The 17199-nt window shown below is 60.4% G+C and carries 16 protein-coding genes; 4 read left to right on the top strand and 12 right to left on the bottom strand.

Features of this window, described 5'->3' with window-relative positions:
* Positions 1-6: 6 nt before the first annotated feature.
* Positions 7-537: a glycosyl transferase gene (locus ACQY1L_RS11455; RefSeq protein ID WP_192076502.1), complete on the bottom strand. Its 531-nt coding sequence runs from the start codon at positions 535-537 to the stop codon at positions 7-9.
* A gap of 130 nt (positions 538-667) precedes the next feature.
* Here ACQY1L_RS11455 and ACQY1L_RS11460 point away from each other — a divergent pair, with 130 nt between their 5' ends.
* Positions 668-1825 (top strand): PA0069 family radical SAM protein, encoded by a 1158-nt coding sequence (locus ACQY1L_RS11460; RefSeq protein ID WP_430240938.1) that lies wholly within the window; start codon positions 668-670, stop codon positions 1823-1825.
* Positions 1826-2065: 240 nt separating this feature from the next.
* Positions 2066-2776: a ribonuclease HII gene (locus ACQY1L_RS11465; RefSeq protein ID WP_062580170.1), complete on the top strand. Its 711-nt coding sequence runs from the start codon at positions 2066-2068 to the stop codon at positions 2774-2776.
* Between the two features lie 52 nt (positions 2777-2828).
* Here the strand turns inward: ACQY1L_RS11465 and ACQY1L_RS11470 are convergent, their stop codons facing one another.
* From ACQY1L_RS11470 to ACQY1L_RS11510, 9 genes are all read right to left on the bottom strand, one after another.
* Positions 2829-3314 carry a F0F1 ATP synthase subunit B gene (locus tag ACQY1L_RS11470; protein WP_062453686.1) on the bottom strand — a complete coding sequence of 162 codons (486 nt, stop codon included), beginning with the start codon at positions 3312-3314 and terminating at the stop codon, positions 2829-2831.
* A 4-nt stretch (positions 3315-3318) separates the two neighbouring features.
* Positions 3319-3963 (bottom strand): F0F1 ATP synthase subunit B, encoded by a 645-nt coding sequence (locus ACQY1L_RS11475; protein ID WP_092662415.1) that lies wholly within the window; start codon positions 3961-3963, stop codon positions 3319-3321.
* 80 nt (positions 3964-4043) lie between these two features.
* Complete coding sequence (locus tag ACQY1L_RS11480; RefSeq protein WP_037087706.1) at positions 4044-4271, bottom strand: F0F1 ATP synthase subunit C; 228 nt, start codon at positions 4269-4271, stop codon at positions 4044-4046.
* A gap of 67 nt (positions 4272-4338) precedes the next feature.
* Entirely contained in the window at positions 4339-5091 is a 753-nt protein-coding gene (locus ACQY1L_RS11485) for a F0F1 ATP synthase subunit A (RefSeq protein WP_062453688.1), read from the bottom strand.
* Between the two features lie 63 nt (positions 5092-5154).
* On the bottom strand, positions 5155-5508 hold the full coding sequence (locus ACQY1L_RS11490) for an AtpZ/AtpI family protein (protein WP_062579350.1): 354 nt from the start codon (positions 5506-5508) through the stop codon (positions 5155-5157).
* Positions 5509-5750: 242 nt separating this feature from the next.
* Positions 5751-6926, bottom strand: coding sequence for a cell wall hydrolase (locus ACQY1L_RS11495; RefSeq protein WP_430243929.1), 1176 nt, complete (start codon positions 6924-6926; stop codon positions 5751-5753).
* Positions 6927-7177: 251 nt separating this feature from the next.
* A complete protein-coding gene (locus ACQY1L_RS11500; protein ID WP_174195716.1) occupies positions 7178-9079 on the bottom strand; it encodes a potassium transporter Kup in 1902 nt (633 codons plus the stop codon).
* Positions 9080-9351: 272 nt separating this feature from the next.
* Positions 9352-10518 carry an Mrp/NBP35 family ATP-binding protein gene (locus tag ACQY1L_RS11505; RefSeq protein WP_430240939.1) on the bottom strand — a complete coding sequence of 389 codons (1167 nt, stop codon included), beginning with the start codon at positions 10516-10518 and terminating at the stop codon, positions 9352-9354.
* Positions 10519-10897: 379 nt separating this feature from the next.
* Positions 10898-11632 (bottom strand): helix-turn-helix transcriptional regulator, encoded by a 735-nt coding sequence (locus ACQY1L_RS11510; RefSeq protein ID WP_062453693.1) that lies wholly within the window; start codon positions 11630-11632, stop codon positions 10898-10900.
* A gap of 189 nt (positions 11633-11821) precedes the next feature.
* Between ACQY1L_RS11510 and ACQY1L_RS11515 the strand changes: the two genes are divergently transcribed.
* Together ACQY1L_RS11515 and ACQY1L_RS11520 are read left to right on the top strand one after the other, a co-directional pair.
* The gene (locus ACQY1L_RS11515; protein ID WP_430240940.1) at positions 11822-12715 is read left to right on the top strand and encodes an SMP-30/gluconolactonase/LRE family protein; all 894 of its coding nucleotides are present in this window, start codon (positions 11822-11824) and stop codon (positions 12713-12715) included.
* A gap of 227 nt (positions 12716-12942) precedes the next feature.
* Positions 12943-13551: a PRC-barrel domain-containing protein gene (locus tag ACQY1L_RS11520; protein ID WP_430240941.1), complete on the top strand. Its 609-nt coding sequence runs from the start codon at positions 12943-12945 to the stop codon at positions 13549-13551.
* A 91-nt stretch (positions 13552-13642) separates the two neighbouring features.
* On the opposite strand, the gene ACQY1L_RS11525 is transcribed toward ACQY1L_RS11520, so the two are convergent.
* Both ACQY1L_RS11525 and ACQY1L_RS11530 read right to left on the bottom strand, forming a co-directional pair.
* Positions 13643-15688 (bottom strand): FAD-dependent oxidoreductase, encoded by a 2046-nt coding sequence (locus ACQY1L_RS11525; RefSeq protein ID WP_430240943.1) that lies wholly within the window; start codon positions 15686-15688, stop codon positions 13643-13645.
* 124 nt (positions 15689-15812) lie between these two features.
* The gene (locus ACQY1L_RS11530; RefSeq protein ID WP_062579341.1) at positions 15813-17168 is read right to left on the bottom strand and encodes a putative bifunctional diguanylate cyclase/phosphodiesterase; all 1356 of its coding nucleotides are present in this window, start codon (positions 17166-17168) and stop codon (positions 15813-15815) included.
* Positions 17169-17199: the final 31 nt, after the last annotated feature.

Genomic DNA, 17199 nt, shown 5'->3' on the forward strand with positions numbered 1-17199 from the left:
TCTGATTTATCGCGCGGACGCGGCAACCCACGCTGGGATCATTTCGCTCACCAGTCTCGACGGCTTTGCGGCTGACGTCACAGCCTTGGCGACATCCACGAGACCCATGCCGGACTTTGCGAGCGCGACGGCTTCGCGCTTCGGCAGGATCAGCCCCTGCTCGAGCGGCGGGACTGAACGGACGATCCTTGTAAGGAACGGCTTGCGGTAGGTTCGCGAAGGCGAGAACCGCACGGGCTGACGGTTGAGCGCCAGATATTCCATCACCTCGTCGATCCAGCCGGCCTGGAGACGCGCTCCGGGCTCCAGCAGAAGCAGCCATTCGGCACGCGCCTTGTGCAGGATATCGACGATATCCCAGGAGCTGTGGAAACGGCAGCCGGCGGCATCCGCGACACGGGAGGACCCGTCGCGCGAGTTGTGATCGAGCACCACGACATCGCTGACCAACCCCTCCACCGCGGCGGAAACAAGTACGGACAACGTCTGCGCGAGCTCGGCTTCCTGATCCCGGCATTCCAACAAAACAGTCAGCATTTTCAATGTCTAGCGCATTGCACAACGGATTGCCACAAATCCTTTGCGAGTTTGTTCTTGCATTGTTCTCAATGTCGCGATAGGAATCTTGTCATTCGAGAACGGGAATTTTTCCCGTCAGGAGTGCCCCATGAACGAGCTGTCCCATTTGCGGCAGGACGCATTCGCGCCTGCTCATACGGCTGATATTGCCGATGCATTGGTGAAGACCTCCGGCCTCCGGATCGAGGGGGATCGCCGGCGCGGTCGTGGCGCCGGACTGAACCCTTCAGGACGTTTCGAGACGGAGCGTCGCGAGGCTTTCGACGACGGCTGGCAGACGATCGAGGAACTGGAACCGTTCCGGACCGAGGTGCAGGTGGAAAAGCCACGTACCGCGATTACCCGAAACGATTCTCCCGACATTCCCTTCGACCGCTCAATCAACCCGTACCGCGGCTGCGAGCATGGCTGCATCTACTGCTTCGCGCGGCCGAGTCACAGTTTCATGGGGCTTTCGCCGGGGCTGGATTTCGAATCGAAACTGTTTGCCAAGCCTGACGTGCCGAAGCTTCTGAAGCGCGAACTGAGCCGGTCCGATTACAAGGTCCGGGCGATTGCGATCGGCACCAATACCGATCCCTACCAGCCGATCGAACGGGAATGGCGCGTCATGCGCCAGATTCTGGAAGTCCTGCAGAAGGCCAACCACCCGGTGACCATTGTCACCAAATCGTCGCTGGTCACCCGCGACATCGACATTCTTTCCGACATGGCGTCGAAGGGCCTCGCCAAGGTCGCGATATCGCTAACCACCCTCGACCGCAAGCTTGCTCGCAGCATGGAGCCGCGCGCGTCGACGCCCGCCAAACGGCTCGAGGCGATCAAAGCGCTCTCGGACGCTGGCATACCGACAGCTGTGTTTACCTCGCCGATCATTCCGGCGCTGAACGACCACGAGATCGAGCGGCTTCTGGAAGCGGGGCACGCTGCCGGCGCAACGGAGGCGAGTTACGTGCTCTTACGTCTGCCGCTGGAAGTGGCGCCGCTGTTCCGCGACTGGCTGCTGCAGCATTACCCGAACCGCTACCGGCATGTGATGTCGCTCGTTCGCTCGATGCGGGACGGCAAGGATTATGACGCGGAGTTCGGCAAGCGGATGAAGGGCACCGGTCCTTACGCCTGGCAGATCGGGCGACGCTTCGAGATGGCAACGAAGCGGCTCGGCATGACGCGTCGGGGCGTGCCGCTTAGGGACGATTTGTTTGTTCGTCCGAATGGCGCGGGCATTCAGCTTTCGCTGCTTTGAATTTGGCCTGCAGGGGCACCCGTCGTCCCTGCGAAACGGCCTGATGACGTCGCGAGAGTTACAGCGACTTTCATTCAGGTCGATTAATTTCGAATTTCGGCACGGTTCCCGCATATCACCTGCCGAAAGACCCCCGGTTCCCACCATCATCCCGAAAGGGCGCCCCCGATGGTGGGCAACGACGCCGCACTCGTTGTCCGGGGGTTGCCGGAGGTCGGGCGGGCGTGCGAAACTGCCGCCATGTTGCTTCGCACGCCGCCCGATTCTCCGACATTGTTTGAAGAGACGCCATTCGTTCCAGATTTCAGCCTGGAGCTGATGGCGCGGGATGCCGGACATTGGCCGGTGGCTGGCACCGACGAAGCAGGCCGCGGTCCCTTGGCGGGTCCGGTTGTGGCAGCCGCCGTGATTCTCGATCCCGACAACATTCCACCCGGTCTCGACGATTCCAAGAAGCTCAGCCTGAAGCAGCGGGAAGCGCTGTTTGCGATGATCATGGCGACGGCGCATGTGTCGATTGCATCGTCTGGTCCGCGCCTCATCGACGAGCGCAACATCCTGCGCGCCAGTCTCGACGCCATGCGGCGTGCGGTGATCGGACTGAATATCAAGCCGGCCTATCTCCTCACCGATGGCCGCGACATGCCGCCTGGGCTCGCCTGCCCCGGCAAGGCCGTGATCAAGGGCGATAGCCGCTCTGTCTCCATCGCCGCGGCCTCGATCGTGGCGAAAGTCACCCGCGACCGGATGATGGGTCGCGCCTGCACCGTTTTTCCGGCCTATGGCTTTGCCAAGCATGTCGGATACGCCACCAAACAGCACCGCGACGGCATTACGAGCCACGGCCCCTGCCCGCTCCACCGGATGAGCTTTCGTCCGATGCGGAAAGATCCGCTGCCGGAAGACGATCTCGCCGATCTCCAGGACTCGGACATTACCCTCACCGCATAACGCAAAAGGCCGAGCTTTCGCCCGGCCTTTTCTTAATTCATGTATCTGAAGCTTAGTTCAGGCGCGTTTGAACCGTACCGACGGCGTCCCTGAACAGGGCTTCCTGCGTTGCTGCATCGGCCTTGCGGGCGATGACGCTTTCGGCGGCGGCGATGGCGAGGTCGACGGCTGCGGCGCGAACGGCGCTCACGGCATCAGCTTCCGCCTGCTTGATCTTCTGCTCGGAGACCGCATTGCGGCGAGCGACGAATTCTTCCGTCTTCTGGCGGGCTTCTTCCGTCAGGGCAGCGGCTTCGCGTTCGGCGGATGCGACGATGCTGGCAGCGTCGGCTTCGGCCTGCTTGCGCTTCTTCTGGTATTCAGCCAGCAGCGCCTGGGCTTCCTCGCGAAGCTTCTTGGCTTCGTCGAGTTCGCTGCGGATGTTGGCGGCGCGTTCGTCGAGCGACTTTGCCATCATGCCCGGCACCTTGATGTAGATCAGGATGCCGAGGAAAATGACGAGACCAACGAGTGCGAAAAATGTTGCGTCGAATGCCATGCGATCAGGCCCCCGTCTTGGCGGCCGCGACGGCAGCCTTGATGTCATCGCCGCTTGCCTTGCCGCCGATCATAAGATCGACGATGGCGGATGCGGTGTCTTCGGCGATCTGGCCGACTTCAGCAAAAGCCTTGTCCTTGATCTCGCCGATGCGGGTTTCTGCTGCACTGAGCTTTGCGGCCAGTTCGGCTTCGATGGCGCTACGGTCGGCAGCAGCCTTGGTCTTGGCGGCTTCGCGGGCCGCTTCGGCAATGCCGTGCGACTTGGCGCGGGCGGCGGCCAGTTCCTTTTCATAGGTCTCGACGGCAGCGTCGGCTTCCGCCTTGGCGCGGCCGGCTTCTTCGAGATCCTTTGCGATACGATCGTGACGATCCTCGATGATTCCGCCAACGCGCGGAACGATCACCTTCTTCATGAGAAGGTAGAAGAGACCGAACGTGATGACGAGCCAGAGAAGCTGCGACGCGAAATGGGATGAATCGAGCGGCGGAAACGCGCCACTGTGCTCAGTGTCGTGGGCGACACCGGTTTCGGTATGCACTTCGCCAGCCGGAGCAGCATGCGGTTCGGCCGCCGGTGCGGCGCCCGGTGCTGCAGGCGTTTCAGGAGCGGCCGGCGCGGTCTGCGCATATGCCGAAGTCACGAACATCATCACCTCCGGGTGAATTCCAAATGCGAAGGATCACGGTGCGCTTTGAAACGACCGTGATCCGAAGTCCAGGTCTGGTATTAGACCACGAACAGGAGAAGGAGAGCTACGAGCAGCGAAAAGATGCCCAGAGCTTCCGTAACGGCGAAACCGAATACCAGACGGCCGAACTGGCTGTCAGCGGCAGACGGGTTGCGCAGGGCGCCCGACAGGTAGCTGCCGAAGATGTTGCCGAGGCCGAGGGCCGTGCCGGCCATGCCAAAGCAAGCCAGACCTGCGCCGATGAACTTTGCTGCTTCCGCTTCCATGATGAACTCCTTGAATGGGTTTGCGGCTGATGACTGACGCCTCAGGACGCCAATTTGGTAGTTATTCTTAGTGCCCGCCGGGATGGACCGCGTCGTTCAGGTACATGCATGTGAGTACCGCGAAGACATAGGCCTGGAGGAAGGCAACGAGGAATTCGAGACCGGTCAGGGCGACCGTCATGGCGAGCGGCAGGATGGCGCCGCCGATGCCGAGTGCGCCGAGTGCTCCAAGCGAGCTAACAAAGCCCGCGAACACTTTCAGCGTGATGTGGCCGGCCAGCATGTTCGCGAAAAGACGAACGGAGAGCGAGATCGGCCGGGACAGGAAGGAGATGACTTCGATGACGACGACCAGCGGCAGAAGAGCGCCGGGTACACCGCTTGGCACGAACAGCTGAAGGAAGCCGAGGCCGTGCTTGTAGAAGCCGTAGACGATGACCGTGCCGACCACCAGAAGCGCAAGCGCAAAGGTGACGATGATCTGGCTGGTGACGGTAAAGAAGTACGGGAACATCCCGAGCAGGTTCGCGGTCAAGACGAACATGAACAGCGAGAAGACCAGCGGGAAGAACTTCATGCCATGGCTGCCGGCGCCTTCGCGCAGCATGTTGGCAATGAACTGGTAGGACATTTCCGCAACCGACTGCGCACGGCCCGGGATCAGGCTGCGGGCGGACGATGCGAAATACAGGAAGCCGGCTGCGCAGGCGACCGTAGCAGTCATGAACAGCGATGCATTGGTAAAGGATAGGTCGATACCGCCGATCTCGATCGGGACGATCTTGCTGATCTGGAACTGATGGATCGGATCGTTTGCCACCGCTTACCCTCTTTCATATGCCGCCATGCCGGCGGCTCAATTCGTGTTGCGAAACCGAGCCTGTTAGTGCCCTGCCCCGTCCCCGCTGCCTTTTTTCCGCAAGGGCGGCGGCTCGGCCACCTTGCCCACGGATCGAAGCACGTTCAGAACGCCGGCGCAGAAACCAAGAAGGAGAAGAATGATCATCCCCCACGGCGACGTGCCGGCATAGTAATCCAGTCCATAGCCCAGAATGGCGCCGACTGCGACAGCCGAGATGAATTCGGAGGAAATCTTGAAGCCGAGGGCCATGCCCTTTCGACTTTCTTCAGATTGCGCTTCCCGCTTCGCCTCTACCGCGTCACCAGCCTTCCGATCCGCCAATTGTGCGGACAGACGCTTTCGGCGTTCTTCCAGACCATCCTCGCGGTTGTCCATACTCACGTCCTCCCATCCGCCCTTGTTCGGAGCGGACCAACCGCAAAAGCAGCCAGCGGGGTTTCGCGCCTTCCGGCCCGCTTCTAAGTCGCGCGCAACATAGTTTTGAGAGGACTTATAGTCAAGGCGGTGCCGGGCCTTGATTCAGGGGAAATTAACACTTCGATTTCAATCGGTTATCGCTGAATTCCCGGCAACATGGCAAAACCTTCGCGGGAATATTCACAGATCGGCCGGGTTTATCAGCTCCAACCACCACCATAGGTACGGTAAAACACGTGCAGACCGATGCGTCCGACCTTTTTCATGGTCTTTGCCCAGTTCGGACGCACATAGACCGCGTGGTAGTGAGTGGCCGAGCCGACTTCCGGCAACCAGATCTTGCCGGCGGTCACCGCCATCGCTACTTCCTGGGCTGTTTCGAAATGATCCGGCGCGCGGATTCGATCCGGAATGTTGTCGCAGGCGAAGGAGAACTGGCAGCGGTTGCGCCAGTCTTCGTTCTGATAGACGACGTCGCAGATGCTTTTCGGATAGTGCGGATTGCGGACGCGGTTGAGAATAACCTGTGCGACCGCGGCCTGGCCACGCACTTCTTCTCCGCGCGCTTCAAAATAGATGCCGGCGGCCAGGCATTGCTGCTGCTTGGGCGAAAACGATTCTTCCGGCAGCGCTGTTGCTGCCCAGGCGTGGTCTTCCGGGCCGATCGGCGGAATGAATCGGCCGGTTTCGGGCTTTGCGCCGAGGATCGCATCGAAGGGTGACTTGCGTGAGAAGTCGGGCTTGGCCGGTGCATAGGCGGTTGCCAGCACATCGGCCTTTTCGTTGGTGATGAGGTCGGCGAGCATCGAAGGAAGACCGGGCTCCTTGACCTCGTCCTTGCGGAAATAGAATTCGGCGAGCTCGACCGGCTGGTCGTCGGCTTCGGCTTTGACGAAGGCGGTCATTTCATCGCTGGCATCCACAGGCGTGGTCAGCGAGCTGGAACGGTCGAGGATCGACCCGGCCGAAAAGGCCTTCGGCGGCTGCATCTGTTCCACGGCTACGATCCGGCTCTTCTTTTCCGCGCGGTTGACGCGGTCTTCGTCCGGCGTGTCCTCACCTGACTTCTCGCTGCCGGTGAATGCAACGCGGCGACCGTCGGGCAGCGTCATGCCGGCATCGCCGCCGAGCACGGAACCGCCACCCGGAAAGGCAAGCGATGCGTTATGAATAGAACCGGCCGGCGAGTTGGTCATGACCATGCGCCACTGGTCGCGGCCGCGATCGATGCCGGAGAGGAGATCGGTGAGATCGCCTTGTGCGGGAACGGCTGGAAACACCAGCCAGGCAGCAAGTCCGAGGACGCCAGGCGCCAGCCAGATATCGCGGCGCGACAGGGCGCGGTGCAAAAGAGACTTCGTCCGAGCCGCCGGCATGGCCACTTTAGAGGACTTTCGACGCTGTACGGTCTTCGAACGCAAAACCGGCTACTCCACAAGGCAGGTCAACCAGGGACCTCAATGACTGATCGATGGGTCAAACATCAATCATTAACCTTGATGAGCAGTTAACGCTTATAGACAGAATCCCTTGTAACGCTGGGATTTGGGCATTTTCACTTAAACGTCAGAGGCTCGTGTCCGAAATGCCACGCGGGTTTTGGGCGACCTCTCCGTCACCCTTTCCGTCAGATGATGACGTGCGAACCCAGTTCGACGACGCGGTTGGCCGGCAGGTGGAAATAGTCGGACGGATCGGTTGCGGCATTGGCGAGTGCGATAAACAACCGGTCCTGCCACATGGGCATACCGGAAGCTGCGTCCGGTACCAGCTTGCGTCGGCCGAGATAGAACGACGTCGACATGATATCGAACTTGAAGCCGGTCTTTCTCAAATAGGCAAGCGACTGCGAGACATTGTGGGATTGCATGAAGCCGAATCGCAGTTCGATGACCGTAAAACGATCCGACAGCTTCTCGACCCGGTAGCGGTCCTCGATCGAGACGCGCGGCTTGTTGACCGTGATGATGGTCAGGATGACGTTCTTCGCATGCAGCACGTGATTGTGCTTGATGTTGTGCAGCAAGGCCGCGGGTGCCGTCTGCGGATCACCGGTCAGGAAGATGGCGACGCCGGGCACGGACACCGGAGCATGATCGCTTTTCTTTTCCACCATGGGGATAAAGGTCTGCAGCGGCACATCGATGCGGCGGGTCTTTTCGAACAGGATCGCAGCACCCCGCTTCCAGGTCCACATGACGACGGTAAAGCCGATCGCCATCATGACCGGCACCCAGCCGCCATCATGGATCTTCAAGAGATTGGCGCCCAGGAAAACGAATTCGAGCAGCAGAAGCGGCGCGAGCACAAGGGTTGCCAGCACACGCGGCCAGCGCCATCTCAGCCGAACGAACTCGAACGCCATCAGCGTCGTCACCACCATGGCGCCGGTCACCGAGATTCCATAGGCGGTGGCCAGAGCATCGGAGCTCTCGAAACCAAGAACCAGCGCGATGACGCCGACCAGAAGCAGCGTGTTGACGCCCGGCAGGAAGATCTGGCCGGTATTGGTTTCCGAGGTGAACAGGATCTGCATGCGCGGCAGATATCCGAGATGGATCGCCTGGCGCACCAGCGAGAAGGCGCCGGTAATGACGGCCTGGCTTGCGATGATGGTGGCGCAGGTGGCGAGAATGATCACCGGAACGAGCGCCCATTGCGGGAACATCAGATAGAACGGATCGCTCATCGCTTCGGGGTGGCTCAGCACCATGGCGCCCTGACCGAGATAATTCAGCGTCAGCGCCGGAAAGACCAAAACGAACCAAGCCCACTGGATGGGACGGCGACCGAAATGGCCGAGATCGGCGTAAAGTGCTTCCGCGCCGGTCACCGTCAGGAAGACGGCGCCGAGAACGACGACGCCGGCAAAGCCTTCTTCGCTCATGAACTGGAAGGCATGCAATGGATTGAAGGCGGCAAGAATACTAAGGTCGTCGAAAATATGCACCAGGCCGATGCCGCCCATCACGAGAAACCAGACGGCGGTGATCGGTCCGAAGAACTTCGCCACCATGCCGGTGCCCTTCGACTGGATGGCAAACAGCGCAACCAGGATGGCAATCGAAATCGGCAGAACGGCGCTTTCGAAATGCGGTGATACGTATTTCAGGCCTTCCACCGCAGACAGGACCGACAGCGCCGGCGTGATCATCGCATCGCCTAGAAACAGCGCGGCGCCGATCAGCCCGAGCAGCATCAGGACAGCCCGATGGCCGCACGCTCCTTTGGTCATGAGCGCCAGAAGCGACAGCGTGCCACCCTCTCCATCGTTATCGGCGCGCAGCAGGAAGAGAACGTATTTGAAGGTGACAATGATGGTCAGCGTCCAGATCATCAGCGAGATGAGGCTGATGATTTCCATCTGCGTGACGCCGTCATGGGCGACGGGCTTCAACGCCTCGCGAAAGGCATAGAGCGGGCTCGTGCCGATATCGCCATAGACGACACCGACAGAGCCGAGCGCAAGCGCGAACAGCCCATGTCCTTTGGTTTTCTCGGCGGCACTATGTTCTGCTGGGTGGCCCATTCGGCATCTGGCGTTCGAGCCAGCCTTTCAACGGAAAAATGCGGATACTTCGCTCCGCCCGCGAAGAGCAAGGAAGCGCCCTCCGGCGGGAGGCGCCTATAAAGACAGCAATTGCACAAGGCAAGGGCTGCAACTGCATGCTTTCACTATCGCCGCAGACGTCTAGCGGCGATGTTTAACAATTTCGAAACAAAAAGAGAGGCGATTTCAGAGTATTGACCGCCACTGACCGTGTATTCCTGCCCGGGAGACCGTCCAAACTCGAATAGGTTCTATTCGAAAACGATGGCAGGCGCCTTGCGCAGCGGCTTGCCCTTAATCTCTGCCCAGGCCTTGGATGCGATCTCCCGATAAACGGCGGCGGATGCACTGTCCGGATCGGAAACGACGACCGGCGTGCCCGCGTCGGAGCGTTCGCGGATGTCCATCGTCAAAGGGATTTCGCCGAGGAAGGGAACGCCGATGCGCTCGGCTTCCGACTTTGCGCCACCATGGCCGAAGATGTCGTAGCGGGTGCCCGTATCGGGAGCGAGGAAGTAACTCATGTTCTCGATGATGCCGAGGATGGGTATCTCGACCTTGCCGAACATGGCGATGGCCTTGCGGGCGTCGATCAGGGCGAGATCCTGCGGGGTCGAGACGATCACGGCACCGGCGAGCGGCACCTGCTGGGCGAGCGTGAGCTGCACGTCGCCGGTTCCAGGCGGCATGTCGATCACGAGAATATCGAGCTCGCCCCAGCCGACTTCGCGCAGCATCTGCAGCAGTGCCGACTGGATCATCGGGCCGCGCCAGATCATCGCGGTGCCCTCCTCGACCAGAAAGCCGATCGACATCGCCTTCAGCCCATAGTTCTCCATCGGAGCGATCTTCCGGTCTTCAAGCTGCTGCGGCTTGCCGGAGATGTTGAGGAGACGCGGGATGGACGGGCCGTAGATATCCGCATCGAGAATGCCGACCTTGAGACCGTTGGCTTGGAAACCCAGCGCCAGATTGACTGCTGTCGTCGATTTGCCAACGCCACCCTTGCCGGACGCCACCGCGATAATGGCACCCACGCCCGGAACGCCGGCTTTCGGTGCGGGCTGTCTCGGCCCGGGTGTGGCGGGGGGGTGCGGATGCGCGTGGCCGGCGGCAGACGCTTGCGGCTTTGGCGGAGGTGCCGTCTTGGCAGGTGCCGTTCCAGCTCTGCGATCGGCCGTCAGCGTAACCACCGCGCCGTTGACGCCCTGCATCGCGGCGACCGTCCGTTCGGCGGCCATGCGCAGCGGCTCGAGTTCGGTTGCGCGATCCGCCGGCACGGTAATCGAGAAATAGACCTTCTTGTCGGAGATAAAGACATCGGAGACCATTCCGCGAGAGACGATATCACCTTCGAGGTCGGGTCCGCGAACCTTCGCGAGAACCGCCAGAACCTGTTCCTTGGTGACGTCGGACATTGCCTGCTCCTGATAGCGATCTCGACACAAACTGCCCGCGCCGGATCCAAGGCTTATATAGGAAGTGTCACCGGTCTCGAGCAAGACGCTTCGTTGAAACGCCCCATGTCAGAAAAAAGAAAGCCGCTACCCGGATGGCAGCCAGACGGCGCCCCGGATAGCGGCTTGTTTTTATCGCGCCTCTTGGGACGCTTTCAGCCCCCTCTGGACCTGCCTGTAGACAAGCACGAACCATGCCAGACCGTAATGCGGATGTTTACGTAGTCGAAACAGGGTGTTAGGGACAGGCAACTCGAGAGCGTTGGGAATTTGCCCAGTGAACGATCAATTGACCGCGTAGAAAACAGAGGCGTTGATCAAATAATGATCGCCGGCATCGTTACTTGATGATGCCGGATCTCAACGCCTTGGCAACCGCCTGGGTGCGGTTGACGGTATCGAGCTTGCGGGCCGTGCGGTTGAGATAATGGTTTACGGTGTGCTCGGAGAGTCCAAGGATTTCGGCAATTTCCGCGCTGGTCTTACCCGCAGCCGTCCAGTTCAGGCAATCGACTTCGCGTTCGGTCAGGACATCGTTGGTCTTGACGTCGAGGCTGCGGATCTGCGCCAGCTGTTCATAGACGTGAACCGAGAGATAATGCAGTTCCATCATCTGCTGCTGGTCAAATGTCTTGCCCGTACCGCCGAAGCAAACGGCGCCGCGATTGCCAAGCCGGTCATGGACGGGGAAACAGGCGCCGCGCTGGATGCCGAACCCGGAAAAGATCTGCGTGACCTCGTCGCTCGAATTGATCACGCCGCGATCGCTCGAGAGATCGAAGACGAAGGGCGTCGTGAACTTGCGCAGATGTGCAAGGCCGGAGCTGGTCTGCATCAGACCGCTTTTGTCGAACTGCGACATCAGCTCCGCCGGCCAATTGGTAACGACGGTATTTTCGGACAGTTCGCGAGACGTGATCGACGGAAGGTTGAGAACCATGAAGGTGCGACAGTTATAATACTGCGTCACTCGCTTCAGGAACCGGATGACATCAAACTGGGTCTGCAGGGTGGCGATTTCGGCGACACTGCCGTCGAGAAAGGACATCTCTTCGGCTTTTTCGGTCTTAGACATGTACTGCTTCTTGCTCCGACCAGACCTTACGCACGCAAACGTCACCAGGTGATGGTGATAGGTTCTCGCATTTGCGAATCTTGTCGCATGGTTTCAGGAATTTGTCAGGGAAAATCTGATGACGCGGCTAGCCATCGCGGCGGTTCGCGTTAATTCTGCAACGAACAGAAGCTTCTGCGGAGGATGCCCGTGACCACAGCCGATTTTGTCTCTCACCCGTTCCAGGGTAGCGTATTGTCCTCGACGCCTTGTGAACTTGGCGAAGGAGCCAGCTTCGATGCGGATACCGGGACGATCTGGTGGTTCAGCATTCTCGAAAAGCAGCTTCGCTCGCTCGACATCAACACCGGCAAAGAATCTGTGCAGATCCTCCCCATAATGGGAAGCGTTCTCGTGCCGGTCGACGCCGAGCGGCAGCTGATCGCCTCCGATCAAGGGCTCTTCATACGGGATCGCGCCACCGGCGAACTGACCCTGCACTGCGACCTCGAGAAGGACAAGCCGGACAACCGCTCCAACGACGGCCGGCTGCACCCTTCCGGTGCGCTGTGGATCGGCACGATGGGGCGCACCGCTGCGGAAGGCGCGGGTGCGATCTATCATGTCGTGGGCGGCAAGGTCACGACGCTGTTTGACAAGATGAGCATTCCGAATGGGATCTGCTTTTCGCCGGACGGAAGCACCGGCTATTATGTCGACACGCGCATCAACCACCTCATGCGTGTCGACCTTGATCCATTGACCGGACTCCCGACGTCAAAACCCACCCTCTTCATCGATGGCAGCGGCAGCCCCGGTGGAATGGATGGCGCGATCTGCGATCAGGACGGCACGATCTGGAACGCCCGCTGGGGTGAAGGTGCGGTCGACCATTATGGTCTGGACGGTGTCCTTCTCGCGCGTTTCGAAGTGCCCGCCAAGAGAACGACCTGCCCAGTCGTGATCGGAAATGGGCGCTTGGCTGTCACATCAGCCTGGGAGGGAATGGACCAGAACGCCCGAACCTCCGATCCGCTGGCGGGAGCGTTGTTCGAACTCGCCGTTCCAGTCACGCTTGGTCGGGAACCCCGATACTCGGCCTGACTTTAAGGATCTATATTCTCGCTGATAAAGCCCCAAACCCGCCAAATGCTGAAACGTTCCGCAGTCTCTGCCTAATAAAACGGCATGGAAATGCGGAACCAAACCGGCGTTTCGGCCATTTCCCTACCGAAGCCAAGCAGAACGAACGCGTCCTTCTTGGTCGAGACGGCCCTTCAATCCGAGAAGCCGTCCTTCACGACGAATTAGATGGAAAAGGTAGGAACACGATGAAAAAGACTCTCAGCACGATCGCCGCAGCAGCCGTTCTCATGGCGTCCACCACACTTGCGCCGGCTTTTGCCCAGACGGCACAGCCTGCTCCGGCGACACCGGCAGCACCTTCGGCACCGGCCGATACCACGACAACGACCCCGGCTGCACCAGCAGGTGGCATGGCTACCACTGCAGACGGCAATTACCTGACAGAACAGGCGACCACCCAGGTCAGCGCCAACGATTATATCGGCAAGTCGATCTACAATTCGGCTAACGAAAGCATTGGTGACGTCAACGACCTCCTGTTTGAAGAAAACGGCGGAATCGTTGCAGCAGTTGTCGGCGTCGGCGGCTTCCTCGGCATCGGCGAAAAGGATGTAGCCCTTCCGATCAGCAAGCTGACGCTCACCCGCGACGCACAGAACAACAACGAAGTGCGTCTGTCGACCACTGAAACGGCGGAAGCACTGAAGTCTGCTCCAGAGTTCAAGACACTGGACGACAAGCAGGCAGCATCCGACACATCGACAACGTCGTCCACGATGAATCCGGCTCCGGGCACCCCGGCAGCACCGGCTGAAAATGGCGCGACAACGCCGTCGACGGCTCCTAAGAACTAATTCTTAGGGACCTGGAACGGGCTACACGCCACGTGACAGACGATTGAATGGAAGAGGCGGCATCGATAATGCCGCCTTTTTCGTGCGCGGTTTACAAAAGCGAGCAGTATCGCAGCGCATCGTAGATTGCTGCATGGACATTGCGGCTTGCCACAGCGTCGCCGATCCTCACGAGATCGAAAGCCGCGCCGGGGTTCTTCGGCAGCAGCGGCGCTCTTCTGTTAATCAGCATCGCGTAGTCCACGGCGCCAAGATTGCGCGAGACCGGCTTCAGCTCGAAATAGAGATCCGCGTTCGCGGCCGTGCCGTGCTCGACCACGACCTGTGCGACACGCCTTTCCTCGACCACATCCTTTGCGTAATCGGATCCGAGGCTTGCCACCAATGCATTGCCGTCACGCCGCACCGACTTCAACCGCGTGTTGATCGTCACGCGGACACCCTTCTCGGCAAAAATCCGTGCGTAGGGGACATGGTTCATGCCCCCCATCTCAGGTGCGAAGAAGCGTTCGGGGGAGACAAGCTCGAGATCCGCGCCTGATGTGGCGATGACTTCGGCGGCACTCATACCCGGATGGCCGCCATTGTCGTCGAACAGCAGAACCGGGCCGTTGGGTTTGGCGGAGCCGGCAAGGATATCCCAGCTCGACGTCAGAAGCTCCTCGCCCGCTTCCAGTTGCTGCGACTGCGGTATGCCGCCGGTTGCGACGACGACGAGATCTGGCTCGAGTCCGAGGACATCGTCGGCGCCGGCAAACACGTCGTAGCGGATCTCGACACCCAACCGCTCAAGCTCCGCCAGCCGCCAGTCGATGATGCCGATCATTTCGCGGCGGCGCGGATTGCGAACCAGAAGATTGATCTGACCACCCGCCTCCCCCGTTGCCTCGAGCACGGTGACTGCGTGGCCGCGCTCTGCCAGCACGCGGGCCGCCTCGAGCCCGGCAGGACCGGCACCGATCACGACGGCCCTTCGGACAGCTGCTGCCTTTTCGATCACATGCGGCAGCAAGGCTTCGCGCCCCGTCGCCGCATTGTGGATACAGAGAGCCTCTCCTCCCTCGTAGATGCGATCCAGACAGTATGTCGCACCGACGCAGGGGCGAATGGTCGCCTCCTTGCCACTTGCTACCTTGTTCGCGATATGCGGATCGGCAATGTGGGCACGGGTCATGCCGACCATGTCGAGCTTGCCTTCGGCGACCGCATGCCGGGCCGTTGCAACATCGGCGATTCGGGCTGCATGAAAGACCGGGAATTTCGTCGCCTTCCTGACATCGCCGACAAAGTCGAGATGCGGCGAGGATCGCATGCCCTGGATCGGGATCACCTCGTTCAGGTCCGCATCGTGATCGATATGGCCGCGGATGACGTTCAGGAAGTCGATACCGCCAGATGCCACCAGCCGCCGGGAGATCTCGATCCCCTCTTCGCGGGAAAACCCCTTGTCCCAGTTCTCGTCGGCAACCAGGCGGATGCCGACGATGAAATCCGGACCGACGGATTTTCGCACCGCATCGATCACCATGGTCGAGAACCGCATGCGGTTTTCGAGCGATCCGCCGAACGCATCGTCGCGGTGGTTGGTGGCGGGCGACCAGAACTGGTCGATCAGGTGGCCGTAGGCTTCGATCTCGATGCCATCGAGACCCGCCGCCTGCATGCGGCTGGCGGCATCGGCATAGTCTGCAACGATGCGCTCGATATCCCAGTCCTCGATCTCCTTCGGGAAGGCGCGGTGGGCGGGTTCGCGAATGGGAGATGGCGCCAGCACAGGAAGCCAGGCGCCCTTGTTCCATCCGGTCCGGCGCCCGAGATGGGTGAGCTGGATCATCACCGCCGTGCCGTATTCATGACAGTCATCGGTGAGCTTCTTCAGCCACGGTACGATGTCGTCGCGATAGGCGTGCAGGTTGCCGAATGCGGGTGGACTGTCCTGCGAGACGATCGCGGAACCGGCGGTCATGGTGAGCGCGATGCCGCCCTTTGCCTTTTCGAGATGGTAGAGCCTGTAACGATCCTTCGGCATGCCGTCTTCGGAATAGGCCGGTTCGTGCGCCGTCGACATGAAGCGGTTCTTGAGGGTGAGATGCTTCAGCTGAAACGGCTGCAGAAGGGGATCGTTTGAAACGGACATGGTGATCTCGCAATGCGGCTTGCAAAACCACATCATCGCGCAGCGGACAGCCCCGTGCGAGCATCAGACGCGGCGCGGACTGTCCACTCCGCGCCCTCTCCTCAACGGTGGTGGAGGCAGAAGATCAGTCCCGTTCGGGGGTCATGAAGTCGCGGTGATGGGTGCTCAGATAGCGCAGCGTCGAGGCCGTATCGGCGGGTCTGCCGTGGTAATAGCCCTGACCCATGGCACAGCCCAGCGATCGCAGCATCTCCGCTTCTTCCGGCTGCTCGATGCCCTCGGCGACCACTTCCAGTTCCAGGCCGTCGCACATGGCGATGATCGCCCTGACGATGTGTCCAGAGGCACGGTCCGAGGTGATGCGGGAGACGAAGGCGCGATCGATCTTGACCTTGTCGAAGGTGAAGTCGCGCAGACGTCCGAGACTGGACTGACCGGTGCCGAAATCATCGAGCGAGATGCGCGCGCCTGCCTTGCGAAGATCCGTGATGATGCGCTCTGCCGTATCGGCCGAGGTCATCACAGCAGTCTCGGTGATCTCGAATTCCAGCCGATGCGGATCGAGCCCGACGCGGGCGAGCGTCGAAAGGATGCTTTCCGTGGTCGTCGGGTCCATCAGCTGGGCAGAGGACAGATTGAAGGACAGAAACAGATCCCGGGGCCAGGACAGCGCTGCCTCGGCTGCCTTGCGCAGCAGGGTTTCCGACAGCGCATCGATGAAACCGCGCTCTTCGGCAAGCGGCACGAAGACGGCGGGCGATACGAAACCGAGATCCTTGTCGTTCCATCTCGCGAGTGCCTCGAACCCGACGACCGATCCATCGTCCAGGCGCACGATAGGCTGGAAATGGACATCCACGGCATCGCTGATGATCGCATGGCGCAGCGCCTGTTCAAGCTGCGTCGCGCGCATCATCTCCTGCGCGATTTCCTGGGAATAGACCGTGATCTGGCCGCGACCGCGGCGTTTGGACCGGTAAAGCGCGGTTTCAGCGCTCTTCAGCAGTTCCTCGAAATGCTCGCCGGCGAAGGGGTAGATGGCAAAGCCGAAGGACGCCGAGAGACGCACATTGCGATCCCCCAGATCATAGGGTGCGGAAAGAACATCCCGGATCATCTGGCCGATCCGTTCGGCACCGGTGCGCTCGAAGACGAGCGGCAGCACGAAGGCAAACTCGTCGCCGTCGTGACGAGTGACCGTTGCGCCATCCGGAATGCAGGCCTTGAGGCGATGCGCCACCTGGCAGAGGATCTCGTCGCCCGCTTCCATACCGAACAGGTCGTTGATCGGCTTGAAACCATCGAGATTGGCAATGCAAACAGTAAACGGGGCGGGATCGGCTGCACGCTCTGCGGCGAGAAGGTGAACCTTGTCGCGCATACGGTGTCGGTTTCCAAGACCCGTAAGCGGGTCGCTATAAGCCTTGGCCTGCAGCTCATGCTGACGGAGCTGCGGCAACGGGTTTTCCGCCAACGTCATAAGTTTATCCGCTTGCACCACATTTGATAGG

The organism is Neorhizobium sp. DAR64862/K0K3 (assembly GCF_050500185.1).
In the GTDB taxonomy this organism is placed as follows: domain Bacteria; phylum Pseudomonadota; class Alphaproteobacteria; order Rhizobiales; family Rhizobiaceae; genus Neorhizobium; species Neorhizobium soli.

Coding starts and splice junctions, on each gene's coding strand:
- ACQY1L_RS11455 (WP_192076502.1), bottom strand. CDS start 537: ATGCTGACTGTTTTGTTGGAATGCCGGGATCAGGAAGCCGAGCTCGCG.
- ACQY1L_RS11460 (WP_430240938.1), top strand. CDS start 668: ATGAACGAGCTGTCCCATTTGCGGCAGGACGCATTCGCGCCTGCTCAT.
- ACQY1L_RS11465 (WP_062580170.1), top strand. CDS start 2,066: ATGTTGCTTCGCACGCCGCCCGATTCTCCGACATTGTTTGAAGAGACG.
- ACQY1L_RS11470 (WP_062453686.1), bottom strand. CDS start 3,314: ATGGCATTCGACGCAACATTTTTCGCACTCGTTGGTCTCGTCATTTTC.
- ACQY1L_RS11475 (WP_092662415.1), bottom strand. CDS start 3,963: ATGTTCGTGACTTCGGCATATGCGCAGACCGCGCCGGCCGCTCCTGAA.
- ACQY1L_RS11480 (WP_037087706.1), bottom strand. CDS start 4,271: ATGGAAGCGGAAGCAGCAAAGTTCATCGGCGCAGGTCTGGCTTGCTTT.
- ACQY1L_RS11490 (WP_062579350.1), bottom strand. CDS start 5,508: ATGGACAACCGCGAGGATGGTCTGGAAGAACGCCGAAAGCGTCTGTCC.
- ACQY1L_RS11495 (WP_430243929.1), bottom strand. CDS start 6,926: ATGCCGGCGGCTCGGACGAAGTCTCTTTTGCACCGCGCCCTGTCGCGC.
- ACQY1L_RS11500 (WP_174195716.1), bottom strand. CDS start 9,079: ATGGGCCACCCAGCAGAACATAGTGCCGCCGAGAAAACCAAAGGACAT.
- ACQY1L_RS11505 (WP_430240939.1), bottom strand. CDS start 10,518: ATGTCCGACGTCACCAAGGAACAGGTTCTGGCGGTTCTCGCGAAGGTT.
- ACQY1L_RS11510 (WP_062453693.1), bottom strand. CDS start 11,632: ATGTCTAAGACCGAAAAAGCCGAAGAGATGTCCTTTCTCGACGGCAGT.
- ACQY1L_RS11520 (WP_430240941.1), top strand. CDS start 12,943: ATGAAAAAGACTCTCAGCACGATCGCCGCAGCAGCCGTTCTCATGGCG.
- ACQY1L_RS11525 (WP_430240943.1), bottom strand. CDS start 15,688: ATGTCCGTTTCAAACGATCCCCTTCTGCAGCCGTTTCAGCTGAAGCAT.
- ACQY1L_RS11530 (WP_062579341.1), bottom strand. CDS start 17,168: ATGACGTTGGCGGAAAACCCGTTGCCGCAGCTCCGTCAGCATGAGCTG.